General features: G+C 67.6%; 15 protein-coding genes and 1 tRNA gene. 8 read left to right on the plus strand and 8 right to left on the minus strand.

Annotated features, from left to right (window positions below; genetic code table 11):
- Nucleotides 1-56 precede the first annotated feature (56 nt).
- Nucleotides 57-917: a LysR family transcriptional regulator gene (locus ACE3UA_RS10120; protein WP_374644694.1), complete on the plus strand. Its 861-nt coding sequence runs from the start codon at nt 57-59 to the stop codon at nt 915-917.
- Here the strand turns inward: ACE3UA_RS10120 and deoD are convergent.
- The 3 genes from deoD to ACE3UA_RS10135 form a co-directional block, all read right to left on the minus strand.
- Nucleotides 914-1618 (minus strand): purine-nucleoside phosphorylase, encoded by a 705-nt coding sequence (gene deoD, locus ACE3UA_RS10125; RefSeq protein ID WP_374644696.1) that lies wholly within the window; start codon nt 1616-1618, stop codon nt 914-916. The two genes, ACE3UA_RS10120 and deoD, sit on opposite strands and share 4 nt — an antisense overlap.
- A 69-nt stretch (nt 1619-1687) precedes the next feature.
- Nucleotides 1688-2044 carry a DUF6455 family protein gene (locus tag ACE3UA_RS10130; RefSeq protein WP_374644698.1) on the minus strand — a complete coding sequence of 119 codons (357 nt, stop codon included), beginning with the start codon at nt 2042-2044 and terminating at the stop codon, nt 1688-1690.
- A gap of 87 nt (nt 2045-2131) precedes the next feature.
- A complete protein-coding gene (locus ACE3UA_RS10135) occupies nt 2132-4090 on the minus strand; it encodes a methylmalonyl-CoA mutase family protein (protein WP_374644700.1) in 1959 nt (652 codons plus the stop codon).
- Between the two features lie 174 nt (nt 4091-4264).
- On the opposite strand from ACE3UA_RS10135, the gene ACE3UA_RS10140 reads away from it, so the two are divergent.
- The 5 genes from ACE3UA_RS10140 (at nt 4265) to ACE3UA_RS10160 (ending at nt 9238) form a co-directional block, all read left to right on the plus strand.
- Entirely contained in the window at nt 4265-5620 is a 1356-nt protein-coding gene (locus ACE3UA_RS10140) for a 1-acyl-sn-glycerol-3-phosphate acyltransferase (RefSeq protein ID WP_374644702.1), read from the plus strand.
- Nucleotides 5621-5726: 106 nt separating this feature from the next.
- Nucleotides 5727-7019 (plus strand): crotonyl-CoA carboxylase/reductase, encoded by a 1293-nt coding sequence (gene ccrA, locus ACE3UA_RS10145; RefSeq protein ID WP_374644704.1) that lies wholly within the window; start codon nt 5727-5729, stop codon nt 7017-7019.
- A gap of 93 nt (nt 7020-7112) precedes the next feature.
- Entirely contained in the window at nt 7113-7337 is a 225-nt protein-coding gene (locus tag ACE3UA_RS10150; protein ID WP_374644706.1) for a hypothetical protein, read from the plus strand.
- A 37-nt stretch (nt 7338-7374) separates the two neighbouring features.
- Nucleotides 7375-8913, plus strand: coding sequence for an ATP-dependent RecD-like DNA helicase (locus ACE3UA_RS10155; protein WP_374644708.1), 1539 nt, complete (start codon nt 7375-7377; stop codon nt 8911-8913).
- 88 nt (nt 8914-9001) lie between these two features.
- Nucleotides 9002-9238: an Lrp/AsnC ligand binding domain-containing protein gene (locus tag ACE3UA_RS10160; RefSeq protein WP_374644710.1), complete on the plus strand. Its 237-nt coding sequence runs from the start codon at nt 9002-9004 to the stop codon at nt 9236-9238.
- A 50-nt stretch (nt 9239-9288) separates the two neighbouring features.
- Here ACE3UA_RS10160 and ACE3UA_RS10165 read toward each other — a convergent pair whose 3' ends face one another.
- The 3 genes from ACE3UA_RS10165 to ACE3UA_RS10175 all read right to left on the minus strand — a co-directional run bounded on the left by ACE3UA_RS10165 (nt 9289) and on the right by ACE3UA_RS10175 (nt 11681).
- Entirely contained in the window at nt 9289-10350 is a 1062-nt protein-coding gene (locus ACE3UA_RS10165) for a quinone-dependent dihydroorotate dehydrogenase (RefSeq protein ID WP_374644712.1), read from the minus strand.
- The gene (locus ACE3UA_RS10170) at nt 10347-10685 is read right to left on the minus strand and encodes a DUF952 domain-containing protein (RefSeq protein ID WP_374644714.1); all 339 of its coding nucleotides are present in this window, start codon (nt 10683-10685) and stop codon (nt 10347-10349) included. Before ACE3UA_RS10170 ends, ACE3UA_RS10165 begins: the two co-directional genes overlap by 4 nt.
- A gap of 129 nt (nt 10686-10814) precedes the next feature.
- The gene (locus ACE3UA_RS10175) at nt 10815-11681 is read right to left on the minus strand and encodes a hypothetical protein (protein WP_374644716.1); all 867 of its coding nucleotides are present in this window, start codon (nt 11679-11681) and stop codon (nt 10815-10817) included.
- Nucleotides 11682-11925: 244 nt separating this feature from the next.
- On the opposite strand from ACE3UA_RS10175, the gene ACE3UA_RS10180 reads away from it, so the two are divergent.
- Together ACE3UA_RS10180 and ACE3UA_RS10185 are read left to right on the plus strand one after the other, a co-directional pair.
- Nucleotides 11926-13422, plus strand: coding sequence for a bifunctional UDP-sugar hydrolase/5'-nucleotidase (locus ACE3UA_RS10180; RefSeq protein WP_374644718.1), 1497 nt, complete (start codon nt 11926-11928; stop codon nt 13420-13422).
- A 184-nt stretch (nt 13423-13606) separates the two neighbouring features.
- Nucleotides 13607-13680, plus strand: a tRNA-Gly gene (locus ACE3UA_RS10185).
- Between the two features lie 200 nt (nt 13681-13880).
- Here the strand turns inward: ACE3UA_RS10185 and ACE3UA_RS10190 are convergent.
- Both ACE3UA_RS10190 and fabB read right to left on the minus strand, forming a co-directional pair.
- On the minus strand, nt 13881-14669 hold the full coding sequence (locus tag ACE3UA_RS10190; protein ID WP_374644720.1) for an enoyl-ACP reductase: 789 nt from the start codon (nt 14667-14669) through the stop codon (nt 13881-13883).
- 6 nt (nt 14670-14675) lie between these two features.
- The gene (fabB, locus tag ACE3UA_RS10195; RefSeq protein WP_374644721.1) at nt 14676-15905 is read right to left on the minus strand and encodes a beta-ketoacyl-ACP synthase I; all 1230 of its coding nucleotides are present in this window, start codon (nt 15903-15905) and stop codon (nt 14676-14678) included.
- Nucleotides 15906-16145 lie beyond the last annotated feature (240 nt).

The raw sequence follows: 16145 nt of genomic DNA on the forward strand, positions 1-16145 counted from the left end.
CAGGGGCTTGCGGACAAATCAGTTCTGCGGAAAATTAGGGTCAGGAAAGCTAAGCCATGCCAGTTGCCCCGCCGCCCCTGACCCGCCTGCCGCTGAACGCGCTGCGTGCCTTCGAGGCGGCGGCGCGGACGGGGGCGTTCACGCTGGCGGCGGCGGAGCTGGGGGTGAGCCCTGGCGCGGTGACGGCGCATGTGAAGGCGCTGGAGGAGCGGCTGGGGGCGCCCCTGTTCGAGCGGCAGGCGCGGGGGGTGCGGCTGACCGCGCTGGGGCTGGCGGCGGCCGGGGAGCTGACCGGGGCCTTCGACGCGCTGGCCGGGGCCGAGGCGCGGCTGCGCGCGCTGGCCCTGCCGCGCGAGGTGCATGTCGCCACCCTGCCCGCGATTGCGCAGTTGTGGCTGTCGCCCCGGTTGCCGGCGTTGCGGGCGGCGGCGCCGGAGATTTCGGTGTCGATCACCGCGCTGGAGGCGGCGCCGAACCTCAAGCGCAGCCTGCATGACCTGAGCCTGTTTCCGGCTGAAAGCGGCGGCCGGCTGGTGGCGGCGGATGAGCTTTTCCCCGTCTGCTCCCCGACGCTTGCAGAGCGGCTTTCAGGGGTGGAGGACCTTGGCCGGCTGCCCTGCCTGTCGGATTCGGTCTGGGCGCGGGATTGGGAGGTCTGGCTGCACGCGGTCGGGGCGAAGGTGGCGGTGCGGGGGCCGGTCTTCTCGCTTTACGCGCTGGCGGTGGAGGAGGCGGTGAACGGCGCGGGCGTGCTGATGGGGCACGGGCCGCTGGTCGCGGCGCAACTGGAGCGGGGGGCGCTGGTCGCGCCCTTTCCGCAACGGGTGCCGCTCGGGGCCGGGTTCCGCCTCTGGTCGGCGCGGGCGATGGAGCGGGGCAGCGCCGTGGCCCGGGTGGCCGCCTTCCTGGGGGCCTAGGCGAAAGCCGCTTCCAGCGCGATCTCGATCATCGCGCCAAAGCTCTTCTCGCGTTGGTCCGAGGGCAGCGCCTCGCCGGTGGTGATGTGGTCCGAGACGGTCAGCACCGCCAGCGCGCGGGCGCCGTGGCGGGCGGCGAGCATGTAAAGCTCGGCCGCCTCCATCTCGACGCCAAGGCAGCCGTGGCGGAGGAGCAGTTCGGTCAGGTCCGGGCGTTCGTCGTAGAAGGTGTCCGAGGAGAAGATTCCGCCGACATGGACCGGGGTGCCCTTGGCGGTCGCGGCGGCATGGGCCTTCGACAACAGGCCGAAATCGGCGCAGGGGGCGAAGTTCATCTCCTTGAAGAGGGTGCGCGAGGGCGAGCCTGCCGTGGAACAGGTCTGCGCCAGGATCACGTCGCGGACCCTGACATGTTCGGGCAGCGCCCCGGCCGAGCCCACGCGGATCAGCGTCCGCGCGCCATAGTCGCGGATCAACTCGTTGGCGTAGATCGAAAGCGACGGCATCCCCATGCCGGTGCCGTGAATGGTGACCCGGTGGCCACGCCAGGTGCCGGTATAGCCCAGCATCCCGCGCACCTCGTTCACCAGGACCGCATCCGTGAGGAAGGTCTGGGCGGCCCAGCGGGCGCGGTAGGGGTCGCCGGGCAGAAGCACGGTCTCGGCGATCTCGCCGGGTCTGGCAGCGATATGGACGGTCATTCTCTCTCCCCCTGCGGCCGGTCAGGCCCGGCCATTAAGGCGGGGCGCGGGGTGCTTCGCAAGGGGCCGTCAGTGCGGATGGGCAGCCAGATCGGCAAAGCTGTCGCGGTTGCCGCAGAAGCTGCATTGCGACGGAACCGGATGCGCGCCGGCCAGCGTCGCGGCGCAGATCGCCCGGTCGGTGCAATGGCCGCAGGTGGTCAGAAGCTCGACCCATTGCTCGTAATCGCGCTTGAGATCTTCCTCGGGCACGCCAAAGACCTTGCCCATGGCAATGACACGCGCGTCGATGTCGCGCGGCATGCGAAGGAAATCCATGGCCTGATGGCGGCTAAGCCCGAGATCGGCGAAATCGCGGTCGGAGAGCGCGCTGACCTGCTGCACTTCTTGCAGGCGGTGAAGCAGCGTGCGGATGCGGTCGAACATGGCAGTGTCCTTGGCCGGGAACTTGACATGCAGGATAGCCGGCGGGGACCGGCATGCCTTGATTTGCGTCAAGTTTCGCCGGGGCCGCTATTCGGCCGCCACCGCCTCGGGATCGGCCAGGGCCACCAGGTCCAGCATGATCCGGTTCAGCTGGAAGTCCTTGGGCGTATAGACCCGGGCCACGCCCATGCCCCGCAGGGTCCTGGCGTCATCCTCGGGGATGATGCCGCCGACGACCAGCGGGGTCTGCGACAGGCCGGCCGCCTGCATCCGCTCCAGCGTCTCGCCGATCAGCGGCAGGTGGCTGCCGGAGAGAATGGACAGGCCGATCACATCGGGGCGTTTCTCGGCGGCGGCGACGACGATCTCCTCGGGCGTCAGGCGGATGCCGTCATAGGTGATCTCCATGCCGCAGTCGCGGGCGCGGGCGGCGATCTGCTCGGCGCCGTTGGAATGGCCGTCGAGACCGGGCTTGCCGAGGAGAAGGCGGAGCGGGCGGCCGAGTTTCGTCGCGACCTGCGCCACGGCATCGCGGACCGGCTCCAGCCCCTCGGTGCGGTTCGAGGGGTGTTGGCTGACGCCGGTCGGGGCGCGGTATTCGCCGTAGAGGCTGCGCATCGCGCCGCCCCATTCGCCGGTGGTGACGCCGGCGCGGGCCGCGGCGATGGAGGCGGGCATGATGTTCTCGCCGGTCTGGGCGGCCTTGCGCAGGGCGGCGAGGGCTTCGGCGACCTTCTGCGGGTCGCGCCCGGCGCGCCAGTCGGCAAGGCGGGCGCATTGGTCGGCCTCGGCCCTGGGGTCGGCCTGCATGATCGCGCCTTCGCCGGAGGCAAGGGGGGAAGGCTCGGTGGTGGTGAAGCGGTTGACGCCGACCACGGTGGTTTCGCCGGATTCGATCTTCGCCAGGCGCTCGGCATTGGCCTCGACCAGGCGGGATTTCATGTAGGCGATGGCGGCGACGGCGCCCCCCATGGCGTCGATATGGGCGAGTTCCTCCAGCGCGCCTTTCTTCAGCGCGTCGACCTTGCGGTCCACGGCAGGGTTGCCGTCGAAAAGGTCGTCGTATTCCAGAAGGTCGGTCTCATAGGCCAGGATCTGCTGCATCCGCAGCGACCATTGCTGGTCGAAGGGGCGCGGCAGGCCAAGCGCCTCGTTCCAGGCCGGAAGCTGGACGGCGCGGGCGCGGGCGTTCTTGGACAGGGTGACGGCCAGCATCTCCAGCAGGATGCGATAGACGTTGTTTTCCGGCTGCTGCTCGGTCAGGCCCAGCGAGTTGACCTGCACGCCGTAGCGGAAGCGGCGGAAACGGGCGTCGGTGATGCCGTAGCGGGATTCCAGAAGCTCGTCCCAAAGCGCGGTGAAGGCGCGCATCTTGCAGAGTTCGGTCACGAAGCGGATGCCCGCATTGACAAAAAACGACATTCTGCCCGCCATTGCCGGGAATTCCGCGGCCGGGACTTTCACTTTCAGATCATCCAGCACGGCGCAGGCGGTCGCCAGCGCGAAGGCGAGTTCCTGTTCCGGCGTGGCCCCGGCCTCTTGCAGGTGGTAGCTGCAGACGTTCATCGGGTTCCACTTCGGCAGGTGCCTGCCGGTATAGGCCGCGACATCGGTGATCAGGCGCAGCGAGGGCTGCGGCGGCAGGATGTAGGTCCCGCGCGAGAGATATTCCTTGATGATGTCGTTCTGCACGGTGCCTTGCAGCTTCGAGACATCGGCGCCCTGTTCCTCGGCCACGGCGATATACAGCGCCAACAGCCAGGGGGCGGTGGCGTTGATCGTCATCGAGGTGTTCATCTGCTCCAGCGGGATCCCGTGGAACAGCGCGCGCATGTCGCCGAGATGGGCGACCGGGACGCCGACCTTGCCGACCTCGCCGCGCGAGCGGGGGTCGTCGCTATCATATCCGGTCTGCGTCGGCAGGTCGAAGGCGACGGAAAGGCCGGTCTGCCCCTTGGCCAGGTTGGTCCGGTAGAGCGCGTTCGAGGCCGCGGCGGTGGAATGGCCGGCATAGGTGCGGAAAAGCCAGGGTTTCTCTTGGGTCATGTCGGCCTCGTGAGTCGCGCGGGTAATTTTATTGCGTTGCGAAATGGATATGCGACAGATCGTGCCAATGTCAATCGCTGCGCTGCGGCGTTGCTCCTCGTTCGACTTCGCCGCCTCGTCGCGAGGAGTGACGAAGTCATCGACGAGGGTCCGGGTTTCGGGCAGGCTGCGCCGATGTTCGGCACGGTGGCGGTTCCGGTCTGGTTGCTTGTCCTGATCCTGGGCTTTGCCGCGATCAGCCTTGCCACGCATTTCCTGTTCCCCTCGGTGCGCTGGGTCTTTCGCCGGAGGGCAGAAAAGGCGCTGGCGCGGCTGAATGCCCGGCTGGACCGGAAGATCGACCTGTTCAAGCTGGCCGAGCATGCCGACATGGTGGCGCGGCTGGCCTATGACCGGCAGGTGGTCGAGGCGGCGATGGCCCATGCAACCGAAACCGGGGTGCCGGGCGAGGTGGCCTTCGAGGAGGCGCGCCGCTATGCGCGCGAGATCGTGCCGGGGTTTTCCGCCACGGTCTATTTCGGATTCGGCACGCGGGCGGCGAAATGGCTGTCGCGGCTCTTGTTCCGGGTAAGGGTCGGCAAGGTGGACCAGGCGCTTCGGTCGATCGACCCGCAGGCCACGGTGATCTTCGTGATGAACCACCGCAGCAACATGGATTATGTGCTGGTGACCTGGCTGGTCGCGGGGCGCTCGGCGGTCAGCTATGCGGTGGGGGAATGGGCGCGGGTCTGGCCGCTGAGCGCGCTGATCCGGTCGATGGGGGCCTATTTCATCCGGCGCGGCAGCCGGAACGCGCTGTATCGCAAGGTGCTGGCGCGCTACGTCCAGATGGCGACCGAGGCGGGGACGACGCAGGCGATCTTTCCCGAGGGCGGCTTGTCGCTGGACGGGCGGGTCGGGCCGGCGAAACTCGGGCTTCTGAGCTATGTCGTCGAGGGCTGGAACCCCGGCGAGCGGGATGTGGTCTTCGTGCCGGTGGGGCTGGCCTATGACCGGGTGCTGGAGGATCGGGTGCTGGTCGAGGCGGCCAAGGCCGGGACCCGGCGGTTCCGCAACCGGCCGCTCTGGGTGGCCTGGCATGCGATGCGGTTCCTCTGGGCGCGGTTCCGGGGCCGGACCAGGGGCTTCGGCACCGCGGCGGCGGGGTTCGGCGCCCCGGTCGGTTTGCGCGGGCATCTGGCGGCGGGCGGGACGGTGGATACGCTTGGCGCGCGGCTGATGGCGGCGATTGCGGCGGTGGTGCCGGTCCTGCCGGTGCCGCTGGTGGCCAAGGCGCTGGGCGAGGGGGCGGCCAGCCGCGAGGAACTCCTGGCGCGCATCGAGGCGCTGGTCGCGAAGCTGACCGCGGCGGGGGCAGTGCTGAAACTGCCGCCGCAAATGGCGGCGACGCTGGACGAGGGGCTGGCGCCGCTGCAGCGCCGGGGGCTGGTGGGGGCGGAGCTGCAGCCGCTGCCGGGCGCGCGGCCGCTTCTGGACTTCTACGCCGCCTCGGTGCCGGAGCCTGGGGCCGCTGCGACGCGGCAGACATAAAGTTTCAAGAATACTGGATCAGACTATTGCATTATTGCGCGATGAAAGTTTAGCTGCAGGAAACAGCGCGGCGATTCTGCGGCGCGGCATCTGGTTGGAGGCTCTGTTGGCTTTGGATACGCAAAACGCACCCGTGATCTACGACGCTCCGAAGAAGGACCTGTACGAACTGGGCGAAATGCCGCCGCTCGGCCATGTGCCGGCGAAGATGTATGCCTGGGCGATCCGCCGCGACCGGCATGGGCCGCCCGAACAGGCCATGGTGCAGGAGGTCGTCGATACCTGGAAGATCGACAGCCACGAGGTGCTGGTCCTGGTGATGGCGGCGGGCGTCAACTACAATGGCGTCTGGGCCGGACTGGGCCAGCCGATCAGCCCGTTCGACGGGCACAAGGCGGAGTATCACATCGCCGGCTCGGATGCCGCGGGGATCGTCTGGGCGGTGGGCGACAAGGTCAAACGCTGGAAGGTCGGCGACGAGGTGGTGATCCACTGCAACCAGGACGACGGCGACGACGAGGAATGCAACGGCGGCGACCCGATGTTCTCGCCCAGCCAGCGGATCTGGGGTTATGAGACGCCGGATGGCAGCTTCAGCCAGTTCACCCGGGTGCAGGCGCAGCAGTTGATGCCGCGTCCGCGCCACCTGACATGGGAGGAATCGGCCTGCTACACGTTGACGCTGGCGACGGCCTACCGGATGCTGTTCGGCCATGCGCCGCATGACCTGCAACCGGGGCAGAACGTGCTGGTCTGGGGGGCCTCGGGCGGCCTCGGCTCCTATGCGATCCAGTTGATCAATACGGCGGGGGCGAATGCGATCGGCGTCATCAGCGATGAAACCAAGCGCGATTTCGTCATGGGCCTGGGCGCGAAGGGCGTCATCAACCGCAACGAATTCAAGTGCTGGGGCCAACTGCCCAAGGTCAACAGCGAGGAATACAACACCTGGCTGAAGGAGGCCCGCCGCTTCGGCAAGGCGATCTGGGACATCACCGGCAAGGGCGTGAACGTCGACATGGTGTTCGAGCATCCGGGCGAGGCGACTTTCCCGGTCTCGTCGCTGGTCTGCAAGAAGGGCGGCATGGTGGTGATCTGCGCCGGGACCAGCGGCTTCAACTGCACTTTCGACGTGCGCTACATGTGGATGCACCAGAAGCGGTTGCAGGGCAGCCACTTCGCGCATCTGAAACAGGCGGCGGCGGCGAACAAGCTGATGTGCGAGCGGCGGCTGGATCCCTGCATGTCCGAGGTATTCCCCTGGGCCGAGATCCCGCGCGCGCATACGCTGATGTGGAAGAACCAGCACAAGCCGGGCAACATGGCGGTGCTGGTGCAGGCGCCGCGGACCGGGCTTCGGACCTTTGCGGATACGCTGGAGGCGAGCGGGGGCCGCTGATCCACAACCGTTAATCATGGATTTACCCGCGGCGGCGAACCTGTCGCCGCGGGGTTGCCTGACCCGGACCCTCTGGCATTGCCGCGGGGACGGGTGCAGTCTCTCGGCCGCCGCAAGCTGGATCGACCCGAGGGGTTCATGCGCCACGACTGGATTTTCGATGTGCTGTCGGACCTGCACGCCTATGCCGAAAGCAATGACCTGCAAGAACTGGCCCTGAAGCTGAAGGAGACGCTGGCCATGGCGCGCTGGGAGGTGGCCCTGGCTGATGGCGAGGAATTCCCCGTTCCGCCGCGCCTGTCCCGGCCTGCGCATTGACCTTACGCCCGGCGCGCGAAAGGGCTAGGTTGCGGCGATGCAACTGCCCGCGCTGACCTTTTCCGACGACCAGGCCGAAGCCTACGACCGCCTGGCCGCCGCCCTTCTGGGGGCGGGGATCGACCTGGCCGAGGGCACGCTTGCGCCTGCGGCCGAGGGGCGGACATCCGTTCTGGCGGTGGTGGGCAAGGCCGGATCCGGCAAGACCATGCTGCTGGCCGAGCTTTACAAGGGCTTGAAGGCGGCCGGGGTCGAGGTGATCTCGGGCGATTACGAGGGCAAGAAGCGCAAGGACCGCCGGACGCTGGCGATCCTTGCCCCGACGAACAAGGCGGCCAGCGTGTTGCGGCTGCGCGGGGTTCCCGCGACGACGATCCACCGGATTCTCTATACCCCGGTCTATGACCCGGAATACGAGAAGATTGCCGAATGGCTGGCCGGGACCGGGACGCGGCCGGTGGCAGGCAACCTGGCAATCGCCGGGCTGACCGACCTGGCTCTGGACCGGGCGCATGCCTTCTACCAGCAGGTAGCGTCGATCCCCGGCGCGCTGGCGGCGGCGGGGCTGAAGGGCAGCGATTTCATCAAGGGCTGGAAGCGGCGCGAGGAGCCGCTGGACGTGGGCTTCGTCGACGAAAGCTCGATGCTGGACGAACGCCAGTTCGAGGATCTGCGCGAGATTTTCCCGACGCTGGTGCTGTTCGGCGATCCGGCGCAGCTGGCCCCGGTCGGGCAGTCGGGCGAGATGGTGTTCGACCGGCTGCCCGAAGGCCGCAAGCTGATCCTGCACCGCATCCACCGCCAGACGCAGGACAACCCGATCCTCGACCTCGCCCATGCCCTGGCCGACGAGGGGCTGGGGTTCGACGATTTCCAGGCGATGGTGCGGGAAAAGGCCCAAGGGGACGACCGGGTGGTCTGGGCGGAGCGGGTGGAAGCGGGGCTGATGGCGCGCTCTCCGGTCCTTGTCTGGCGCAACGCGACGCGGGTGCGGCTGATCCAGGCCTTCCGCGGCGCCTATGGCGCGCCCGAGGACCGGCTGCTGCCGGGCGAACCCCTGATCTGCGACGGGATCGAACTGCCACTGAAGCACCGCAACAAGCGCAACGACCTGGAGGCGCGGGGCCTGATCAAGGGCGCGCAGGTGATCTATCTGGGCGAGGGCACCCGCGACGGATTCGCGCGGCTGCATGTAGTCGGGGCGCTGGAGCCGCAGGTTTCGGCGGCCAGCATCATCAAGATCGAGAAGCCGGACGAGGAGGAACCCTTCATCCCGCATGCGGCGCGGATGGGGGCGGCCTTCCTGCACGGGGCGGCGGTGACGATCCACAAGGCGCAGGGCAGCCAGTGGGAGGAGGTGCAGGTCTTTGCCCCCGACCTTTCCGCCGCCGCCTGGTCGGGCCGGTCCGAGGCCGGGGTGCCGCTCTGGAAGCGGCTGGCCTATGTCGCGATCACCCGGGCGCAGCACCGGCTTTACTGGGTGGTCCGCAATCGCCTCGCCCGGCCGCAGGCGCCGCTGTCGATCGAGGACCTGAAGCGCCCGCCCGCCCCCCTGGCGCTGGACGCGGGGGAGTAGCCAAAATTTTTCGTCGAAAAATTTTGGCGCCCGCTGTTCAGCTTGCGCGGCAACTGGCCTATCCTTTGCGCAAAGAAGGAGCTTCCACATGGCTTTGGTTTTCGTCCAGTTCCGCTGCACCCCCGGCCAGACCTATGAGGTCGCCGATGCGATCTGGGACCGTGAGGTGGTGAGCGAACTCTACTCGACCAGCGGCGATTACGACCTGATCGCCAAGGTCTATATCCCCGAGGATCAGGACGTGGGCCATTACCTGTCGTCCCGGCTGTTCGACATCCCGGGCATCCAGCGGACGCTGACGACGATGACCTTCAAGGCATTCTGACTGCGGTGGGCCCCGGGGGGTTCACGCCCCCCGGCCCATTGGCTTCTTGATCAGAGCCAGCCGGTGCGGCCGGTCCCCACGGCGTCGGCGACGCTGGCAAAGCCGTCGCGGGCCAGGAGTGCGTCAAGGCCGGTCGCGATCCGCGGGACAAGCGAGATCCCCTCATAGACCATGGCGGTGTAAAGCTGCACCGCCGAGGCCCCGGCGCGGATCTTCTGATAGGCCTGCTCGGCCGTGGCCACGCCGCCGACCCCGATCAGGGGCAGCCTGCCCTCGGTCAGTTGCGACAATTGCGCCAGCACGCGGGTGGACTTTTCGAACAATGGCGCGCCGGAAAGCCCGCCCTGCTGCTCTCGATTTGCAGATTTCAAACCTTCGCGCGAGAGTGTGGTGTTGGTGGCGATGATGCCCGAAAGCCCCGCCTGTAGTGCGACCCCGGCGATCTGCGCCAGTTCGCCCTGGGTAAGGTCGGGGGCGATCTTCAGGAAGACGGGGATCGGGCGCGGCAGGGTGGCGCGGGCCTCCATCACTCCGGCCAGCAGCGCCGCAAGGGCGGCGGGGCCCTGCAGGTCGCGCAGTTTCTCGGTATTGGGCGAGCTGACGTTGACCGTCGCGAAATCGACATGCGGGCCGCAAAGCGCCAGCACGCGGGCGAAATCGGCGGCGCGGTTCTCGCTGGTCTTGTTCGCGCCAAGGTTCAGCCCGACCGGGACCGGGCCGGGGGTGCGGCGGGCAAGCCGGGCCGCGATCGCCTCGGCGCCCTGGTTGTTGAAGCCGAAGCGGTTGATCGCGGCGCGATCCTCGGTCAGCCGGAACAGGCGCGGCCGCGGATTGCCGGGCTGCGGCAGGGGGGTGGCGGCGCCGACCTCGATGAAACCGAAGCCCGCGCGCGCGAGGGGGGCGATGGCCTCGGCGTTCTTGTCATAGCCCGCCGCAAGGCCCACCGGGTTCGGCAGCGCCAGACCCGCAAGCGTGGTCGCCAGCCGGGACGAGGTCACCGGGCCGGGCAGCGGAGCCAGGCCCGAGCGCAGGGCGCGCAGCGACAGGCCATGCGCGCGCTCGGGGTCGAGCCGGTGCAGAAGTGCCAGGCCCGTGCGTTCCAGGAGGCTCACAACAGGCCCTCGGGGAAGATATGGCCAGAGGCGCCCAGCGGCAGGGACTTGTCCCAGACCACCTCCTCCAGTTTCAGCGGCCGGTAGAGATGCGGGAAAAGCTGTCCGCCGCGCGAAGGCTCCCATTTCAGTTCCGGACCGAGCCGGTCGGGGTCGAAGGCCACCAGCACCAGGTCGCTTTCGCTGGCGAACCATTTGGCGGCGGTCTCGGCGACCTGGGCGGGGGTCGAGAAATGGATGAAGCCGTCGGCAAGGTCCACCGGCGCGCCCAGCGTCTCGCCGGCGGCGCGGAAGGCATCCCATTCGGAGCGGCGGAGGATCTTGAGGATGAGCATGGCTGCCGAAATAGCGAAGCTCGGGGATGCTGGCAATGGAGCCCGTCGTCCGGCGCCGGTATGCGGCGGCTCACAGCCGGAAAATCGGACACGGCGCGCCCGGCGCGCCGTGTCCCTTGTTGCCGGGCGTCAGTTGTTCTTGCCCTTGCCTTTACCGTTACCGTTACCGTTACCGTTACCGTTGTTACCGTTGTTACCGTTACCGTTACCCTGGCCCGGGTTGCCATTGGCCTGACCCTGGCCGGGGTTGCTGGGATCGACGCCGCCCGGATCGTTGCCGTGGCCGTTGTCGCCCTGGCTTCCCGGATTGCCATTGCCTTGGCCCTGGTTCCCGTTCCCGTTGTTCCCGTTGTTACCGTTGTTGCCGTTGTTACCGTTTTCGTTACCCTGGCCCGGGGTGCCATTGCCATTGTCCTGACCTTGGCCGGGGTTGCTGGGGTCGTCGCCGCCCGGATCGTTGCCGTGGCCGTTGTCGCCCTGGCTTCCCGGATCGCCATTGCCTTGGCCCTGGTTCCCGTTGCCATTGCCGTTACCCTGACCCGGGTTGCCATTGCCATTGTCCTGACCCTGGCCGGGGTTGCTGGGGTCGTCGCCGCCCGGATCGTTGCCGTGGCCGTTGTTCCCATCGTCGGGGGACGGGTCCGGCGTCTGTTCCGGTTCCGGGTCCGGAGCCGGTTCCGGATCCGGGGTCGGACCAGGATCCGGGGTCGGTTCCGGGTCTGGGGTCGGACCAGGATCCGGGGTTGGTTCAGGCTCCGGTTGCGGGTCCGGTTCCTCGACGTCCGGTTCGGGCGTCGGCACCGGATCCGGCTTGGTCCCCGGCCCGACCGGATGGCGGGATGGCGCGTTGTGGTCGCCCGAACTTTGGGCGCAATCCGACCTCATCCATCCTTCGTCATTGTTATCTTTCTTGTCGGAATAATGACACTCATTCGGGCCTTTTGTTTCCGCACTGGCACTCAACGCAATCGTTACGAAAGTACACGCAAGCAGCAATTGTTTTATTGCTATTCCTTTCGTCGTTCAAGCCATACTTTTGCGCGCGTGACACGGCCGTTCGGTGACTGGATCGGGGTTAACGAAAGGTTAATTTGCGGCGGCAATATGCCGCACTTACCAGGGGTTGTGTCGCCGCGCCCCCAGCACGCGAGTCGGGCTGGCCACGCACAACGCGGCTTTGACAGCGGCGCGGAATCTGGCGCAGTCTCGACCTCGGGGACCGATCAAAAGGAGACTCGCGATGCATGGGATTTCGAGATTGGCGGTTGTCGTGGCACTGATGGCCTCGGCGGCGCAGGCCGAGACGGTGAAGCTGACGCTCTTGGGCGTGGGGGACGTCTACAATTTCGAGGAGGAGGACGGCCGCGGCGGTTTCGCCCGGCTGAACGCGGTGGCCAGGGCCGAGCGCGCGGCGAATCCGAACACGCTCTACCTGTTCAACGGCGACATGCTCTCGCCCTCGCTGGCCTCGGGGTTCGACCAGGGCCAGAACACCATCGACTTCACCAACCTGGTGCCCTTCGACCTGGCGGTGCCGGGCAACCACGAGTTCGATTTCGGCCCGGAGAACTTCTTCCAGAAGATGAAGGCCTCGAAATACCCCTGGGCGGCGATCAACATCACCAATGACGACGGGTCGGTCATCGAGGGGCTGGGCGGCGTCATGGTGAAGGAGGTCGGCGGCCTGAAGGTGGCGCTGATCCCGGTGGCGCAGGATACCTCGCCCGAGGTCAGCTCGACCGGCAGCCTGAAGTTCCTGCCGACGGTCGAGACCGGCGTCGCGGCGGCCGAGAAGGCGCGCGAGGAGGGGGCGGATATCGTCGTCGGCGTGGTGCAGACCAACATGGAGAACGACCGCGCGCTGATGGCGAGCGGGGCCTTCGACGTGATCCTGTCGGGCGACGACCATTCCTATGCCACGGCCTATGACGGGCGGACGGCCTATGTCGAGACCAGTATCGACGGGCAGTTCCTGACGCCCATCGACCTGGCGGTCGAGGTCGAGGAGAAGGACGGCAAGCGCGAGATCAGCTGGACCCCGGCCTTCCGCTTCATCGACACGGCGACGGTGGAGCCCGACCCGGAATCGGTCGCGATGGCCGACAAGCTGCGGGCGACGATGGACCAGAACCTGAATGTCGAGATCGGCACGGTCGAGGCGCCGCTGGACAGCCGCCGTAACGTGGTGCGGGCCGAGGAAGCGACGATGGGCAACCTGATCGCCGATGCGATGCGGGACGCGACGGGGGCGGATATCGCGATCATGAACGGTGGCGGCATCCGGGGCGACACGACCTATGAGGCGGGGCGCAAGCTGACGCGGCGCGACATCCTGACCGAACTGCCCTTCGGCAACGTCACCGTGGTGACGGAACTGCCGGGCAGCCAGGTGCTGCTGGCGCTGGAAAACGGGGTGAGCCAGGTCGAGAACGGCGCGGGTCGCTTCGCCCAGGTCTCGGGCCTGACCTATGCCTTCGACGCCTCGGCCCCGGCGGGGTCGCGGGTCAGCGAGGTCATGGTGGGGGGCGCGCCGCTGGAGGCCGACAAGCTCTACAAGGTCGCGGTCAACGATTACATCCTGGGCGGCGGCGACGGCTATGCCGCGCTGGGCGGCGGACGGATCCTGACGGACGGGCCGACCGGGCAGCTCGTGGCCAATGACGTGATGGCCTATGTCGAGAAGCTGGGCACGGTGAATGTCGCGGTCGAGGGGCGGATCAGGAAGCTGGGGCAGTAACCGGGTCTCTGCTCGTCGATGACTTCGTCACTCCTCGCGCGGGGTCTGCCGAGGAGGAGACGAAGTCGAACGACGAGGGATCCGGGCCGCGAGGGGGGCAGGGGCCGATCCTGCCGCCGGCGGGCGCAGATTCCGCGGGCCAAGGCTTGAGGTCGGGGCGGGGCGATGCTATCTGAAAGGCAGCGCGGGTGTTGTGTAATGGTAAGACCCTAGCCTTCCAAGCTAGAGACACGGGTTCGATTCCCGTCACCCGCTCCAGCCTTCCTGTCCGGATCCGACTTGCCTGTCCACAGTGGACAGCGCCTCGCTTCCCTTTGCAATCAAGGGGTTGGCCGCGGGCGTTAAGGATTCGTCAGGGACTTCCACCGCCCTGATATCCGGCCTGCCATCCGGCCGATGGCCTCTTCACGCGTCGCGGGCTGGCCGACGGGGAGGCCAGCCGACCGGGGATGGGTCGATCACAGGTTGTCGGCCTGCGGCATCCCGAGGATGTGGAAGCCGCCGTCGACATGGACGATCTCGCCCGTCGTGCAGGCGCCATAGTCCGAGCAGAGCCAGACCGCCGTGCCGCCGATCGCCTCCAGCGTCGCATTGGCGCGCAGCGGGGCATTGTCCTCGGTATGGCGGAAGGTGGCCCGCGCGCCGCCGATGGCCGATCCGGCCAGCGTCTTCATCGGGCCGGGCGAGATCGCGTTCACCCGGATCTTCTGCGGCCCGAGGTCGTTCGCCAGATAGCGCGTCGCCGATTCCAGCGCCGCCTTGGCCACGCCCATCACGTTGTAGTTCGGCACCACCTTGTTCGACCCCTGGAAGGTCAGGGTGATCAGCGTGCCGCCCTGGGGCATCAGCGCCTCGGCCCGGCGGGCGACGTCGATGAAGCTGAAGCAGGAGATGTTCAGCGAGTTCAGGAAGTTGCCCTTGGTCGTATTGATGAAGCGCCCGGTCAGCTCGTTCTTGTCGGAAAAGGCGATGGCGTGGATGATGAAGTCCAGCGTGCCCCAGCGGCGGCCGATCTCGGCGAAGCAGGCGTCGAGGCTGTCCTCGTCGGTCACGTCCACGTCGATCAGCAGGTCCGAGCCGACGCTGGCCGCCAGCGGTTGCACCCGCTTGCCGAAAGCCTCGCCCTGGTAGCTGAACGCAAGCTCCGCCCCCTCGGCCGCCAGGGCGGATGCGATGCCCCAGGCGATGGAACGCTCGTTCGCCACGCCCATGACAAGCCCGCGCTTGCCCTTCATCAGTTCGGCCATGATGCGTTACCCGAGATACTTGGACATGACGAGGGTGGCGTTGGTGCCGCCGAAGCCGAAGCTGTTCGACAGGACCGAGTCGATCTCGACGCCCTCGCGCAGGCTGGTCACGATCTCGCCGGGGTCCAGCGCGGGGTCGGGGGTGATGACATTGGCCGAGGCGGCGATGAAGCTGCCGTTCATCATCAGCAGCGAATAGATCGCCTCCCACACGCCCGCGCCTCCCAGGCAATGGCCGGTGAGCGACTTGGTGGAGGCGATCGGCGGCGTGGCGCCGCGGCCGAAGACGCGGCGGATGGCCTCGACCTCGACGATGTCGCCGACCTGGGTCGAGGTGCCGTGGCTGTTGATGTAATCGACCTTGCGCCCCTGCGGCAGGGTCGAGAGCGCCAGCCGCATCGCGCGTTCGCCGCCCTCGCCCGAGGGGGCCACCATGTCATGCCCGTCCGAGGTCGCACCGTAGCCCGTCACCTCGGCATAGATCTTCGCGCCGCGCGCCAGGGCGTGCTCCAGTTCCTCGAGCACGACGATGCCGCCGCCGCCCGCGATCACGAAGCCGTCGCGGTTGGCGTCATAGGTGCGCGAGGCGGTTTCCGGGGCGTCGTTGTATTTCGACGACATCGCGCCCATCGCGTCGAACAGGCAGGAGAGCGTCCAGTCCAGCTCCTCGCCGCCGCCGGCGAAGACGATGTCCTGCTTGCCCATCTGGATCAGTTCGGTGCCGTTGCCGATGCAATGCGCGCTGGTCGAGCAGGCCGAGGTGATCGAGTAGTTCACGCCCTTGATCCTGAACGGCGTCGCCAGGCAGGCCGAGACGGTCGAGGACATGCCCTTGGTCACGCCGAAGGGGCCGATGCGCTTGGGGCTGCCGGTCTCGCGCACGATGTTGTGCGCCTTGAAGAAGGATTTGGTCGACGGCCCGCCGGAGCCGACGATGATGCCGGTGCGGTCGTTCGAGATGTCGGCCTCGGAAAGGCCGGAGTCCTTCACCGCCTGGTCCATCGCGATGAAGGTATAGGCGGCACCATCGCCCATGAAGCGCAGGTCGCGCTTGTCGATATGATCCTCCAGCACGATGTTCGGCTGGCCGTGGACGCGGCAGCGGAAGCCATGCTCGGCATAGTCGGGGGCGAAGACGATGCCGGATTTCCCGGCGCGAAGGCTGGCCTCGACCTCGGCGGCCGAATTGCCGATGGACGAGACGATCCCGATCCCGGTGATGACGACGCGGCGCATGCGGCCTCCCTTCGTGACTTCAGGTCTGTTTAGGGCAGAGGGGGGGAGTGGGCAAGGAGGTTGGCACGCCGCGGGCCGCCGATTCCCCCGCCGGGGCAGAGTGCCGCTGCCGGATGCGTCCCGAAAGCCGCGCATCCCGCCGACCGCCTGCGGCCATGCGTCGCGATTCTTCGCCAGTTCGGCGCGGCGTGTCGTTTTTTTGCAAGGAAATGGGGAAAATACCTTTCAGTCTGCCGGGAA

It is taken from the genome of Tabrizicola sp. (genome assembly GCF_041919135.1).
Lineage (GTDB): Bacteria > Pseudomonadota > Alphaproteobacteria > Rhodobacterales > Rhodobacteraceae > Tabrizicola.

What these genes read in the sequence shown, in the direction of transcription:
- ACE3UA_RS10120 (WP_374644694.1), top strand. Translation starts at nt 57, where the DNA reads ATGCCAGTTGCCCCGCCGCCCCTGACCCGCCTGCCGCTGAACGCGCTG.
- deoD (WP_374644696.1), bottom strand. Translation starts at nt 1,618, where the DNA reads ATGACCGTCCATATCGCTGCCAGACCCGGCGAGATCGCCGAGACCGTG.
- ACE3UA_RS10130 (WP_374644698.1), bottom strand. Translation starts at nt 2,044, where the DNA reads ATGTTCGACCGCATCCGCACGCTGCTTCACCGCCTGCAAGAAGTGCAG.
- ACE3UA_RS10135 (WP_374644700.1), bottom strand. Translation starts at nt 4,090, where the DNA reads ATGACCCAAGAGAAACCCTGGCTTTTCCGCACCTATGCCGGCCATTCC.
- ACE3UA_RS10140 (WP_374644702.1), top strand. Translation starts at nt 4,265, where the DNA reads ATGTTCGGCACGGTGGCGGTTCCGGTCTGGTTGCTTGTCCTGATCCTG.
- ACE3UA_RS10155 (WP_374644708.1), top strand. Translation starts at nt 7,375, where the DNA reads ATGCAACTGCCCGCGCTGACCTTTTCCGACGACCAGGCCGAAGCCTAC.
- ACE3UA_RS10160 (WP_374644710.1), top strand. Translation starts at nt 9,002, where the DNA reads ATGGCTTTGGTTTTCGTCCAGTTCCGCTGCACCCCCGGCCAGACCTAT.
- ACE3UA_RS10170 (WP_374644714.1), bottom strand. Translation starts at nt 10,685, where the DNA reads ATGCTCATCCTCAAGATCCTCCGCCGCTCCGAATGGGATGCCTTCCGC.
- ACE3UA_RS10180 (WP_374644718.1), top strand. Translation starts at nt 11,926, where the DNA reads ATGCATGGGATTTCGAGATTGGCGGTTGTCGTGGCACTGATGGCCTCG.
- ACE3UA_RS10190 (WP_374644720.1), bottom strand. Translation starts at nt 14,669, where the DNA reads ATGGCCGAACTGATGAAGGGCAAGCGCGGGCTTGTCATGGGCGTGGCG.
- fabB (WP_374644721.1), bottom strand. Translation starts at nt 15,905, where the DNA reads ATGCGCCGCGTCGTCATCACCGGGATCGGGATCGTCTCGTCCATCGGC.